This window comes from Streptomyces sp. SID5785 (assembly GCF_009870065.1).
In the GTDB taxonomy this organism is placed as follows: domain Bacteria; phylum Actinomycetota; class Actinomycetes; order Streptomycetales; family Streptomycetaceae; genus Streptomyces.
The window spans coordinates 1-2,403 of record NZ_WWIA01000603.1; the positions used below are offsets into that span (position 1 = coordinate 1).

The 2,403-nt window shown below is 73.9% G+C and carries 1 protein-coding gene and 1 pseudogene; both read right to left on the reverse strand.

Annotated elements, in window-relative coordinates:
• Positions 1-304: 304 nt before the first annotated feature.
• Positions 305-2,062 carry an LpqB family beta-propeller domain-containing protein gene (locus GTW43_RS19905; protein ID WP_161303370.1) on the reverse strand — a complete coding sequence of 586 codons (1,758 nt, stop codon included), beginning with the start codon at positions 2,060-2,062 and terminating at the stop codon, positions 305-307.
• 92 nt (positions 2,063-2,154) lie between these two features.
• A pseudogene (locus GTW43_RS37585) lies at positions 2,155-2,403 on the reverse strand (two-component sensor histidine kinase); the annotation flags it as partial.

The window sequence follows — 2,403 nt, forward strand, 5'->3', positions numbered from 1 at the left end:
GCGCCGCAGCCCGCGCAGGAGACCGGCAGCACCAGCCCCCACATCTCCGTGAACCAGCCCCGCATCCCCCCACGATGCCAAGCCCGGCCGTCCCTCACCACCCCTGTGGAAAACTCCGCGCAGCAGCCCCCGCGAGCGGCTCGGCCACCCACCTGAAACCGGCGCGCGCGCCCGCCTCAACCTGGCGCGCGCGGGCGTCAACCCGGCGCGCCCCGGGCGTCAACCCGACGCCCACGGCCGGCCCAAGTCACCACCCCCGGGCCGGGCCAGGCCGACCGGGGCCGACCCGGGTCGATGCTCTCGGCTAGCCCGGATAGACCGGCGCCGTCCCGTCCTTCAGCACGGGCTGCCACGCCGTCCCGGAGGGCAGCCGCACGACGCCGTCGTCCGAGTGCGCCAGCAGCGGCAGGCCGTCGTCCTCCGACGCCGCGATCTCGCTCACCCGGGTCAGTCCGGGCAGCGCCTGCCCCGTGGGCGCCGAGCCGTCACACTGCACGTACCGGATCTGCTGCAGCCCGCCGGCCTCGCGCCCGACCACCACGAGCCGGCTGCCGCCCGCCCAGGACACTGCCGTCACCGACTCCATCTGCGGTGCGGCCGAGCGCAGGCCGGCCACCGACACCACCACGCCACCGTCCCCGTCGGCCCGGCGCTCGACCCGGCCGATCCGCAGGGACGTCCGGTCCTTCTCCGTCACGATCAGCGCGATCCGCGCCCCGTCGGCGGACATCTTCACGGCCTCGATGCGCGCGTCCGCGGCGAGCCCGTCGACCGGGATCTCCTGCTGCTCGTCGGCCATGCCCTGCCCGAACATGAGCAGCCGCGGCTCCTTCGGGTCCCGGTCCGCGACCCACAGATCGCCCCGGCCGTCCCAACTCGGCGTCGAGAAGCCGTCCTTCTCCTTCTTCGCGGTACTGCGCACGACCGGGTCGCCGATCGACGCCCCGGACACCATGGAGGTCACGTAGAGCGCATGCCCCGTGTTCGACACGGCCGCGGCCCGCTCCTGGTCGCGCGAGACGGCGATCGAGCGCAAAACCTGCTCGCCCTCGCCCAGCGGCCCCGGCACCCGCTCGGGCTCCCGGGTCCCACTGCTCTTGCCCGGCATCCGCACGAGCCGTCCCTTGGCGTCCAGGAAGTACTGGTCGTCCAGGCGGCCGGAGGTGCGCGGTGCGAGCGCCTGCGCCCCGTTGTCACCCAGCGCGCACAGCAACCCGCCGTCGGAGCGCTGCAGTTCGACCTCCTCCACACCCGCGGACGACAGATCGTCCAGCGAGTACAGGAGTTGCGCCGCCATCTCCTTGCACGCACTCGGGCTGACGCCGTCCGCGCTCTTGTTGAGCGGCACCACCAGCTTGTTCGTGTCGTCCGGAGCCAGCGACTTCACACCGCTCTTGAGCGCCGTGTGCGCCGGGAACGCCGAGCGCACCACCGGCTGGAGCCAGCTCGTCGGCCCCCGGAGCACCTCACGGACCGTCTCGGTCAGCGGATCCGTCCACTGCCGCACGAACACCGGGTCGGCGACGAGCCGCCGCGGCTCCTCGTGCGAGCCGGTCTGCGGGGCGTCCGCGTAGTAGTACTTGTTGACGGACTGGTAGATGCGCTGGAAGTCGGACGCGCTCAGCATCACCCCGGCGGGCAGCATGTCGATGCGCCACTGCTTGCCCTTGGCGGTGTTCACCTGCGTGAGGTGCAGACCGGCCCGGTAGGTCTGCTCCTTCGGCTGGTACGCCTGCCGCTTGTCGACCAGCGCGACCTGGCTTCCCGTCACCTCGAAGAACTGGCCCTCCTCCGCCGCGTCCGGTCGGCCCGTCGGCCGCGGGTGCGGCGCGTCGTCGAGCACCACCGTCTGCTGCCCCGGCTGCCAGCTCTTCGCCGCCTTCGGCGTCAGGTACTTGCGGGCGATCGCGTACGAGGGATCGTCACCGGTCAGCGCGTCGAGGAACCCGTCGACGATGCTGCTGGGACCCACGTCGTCCCGCGGCGGCAACGCGAAGACACGGACCTGCGAGTCCGGCCGCTGCGACGCCTCGACCGACTGCATGCCCCCGCTGTCCGGCATCGAGGCACAACCGGCGAGGACGATCACCCCGCACCCGGCCAGGGCACCGGCCCTCACCCGCCGTGCCGTCCACTGGTCGCCCACGCCCGCCGTCACTCCCCTCGCCGCTCACCGACACCGGTGCGCGACTGCTCCTGCTCGTCCCCGGCGACGCCGTGCGAGCCCATCGGGCCGCCCTCGTCCCCGGGCCGCTCCCCGTGCTCGCCCGGCTGCCGCGGCACGCTCACCGCGCCCCTGCCGTACTCACCGCCCCTGGCCACCACGCGGGAGCCGCTGCCGGGCAGCGCCGTCGGGTCCGCGGGCACCGGCGCCTGCGCCGCGCGCGGCGCCAGCGGCTGCTG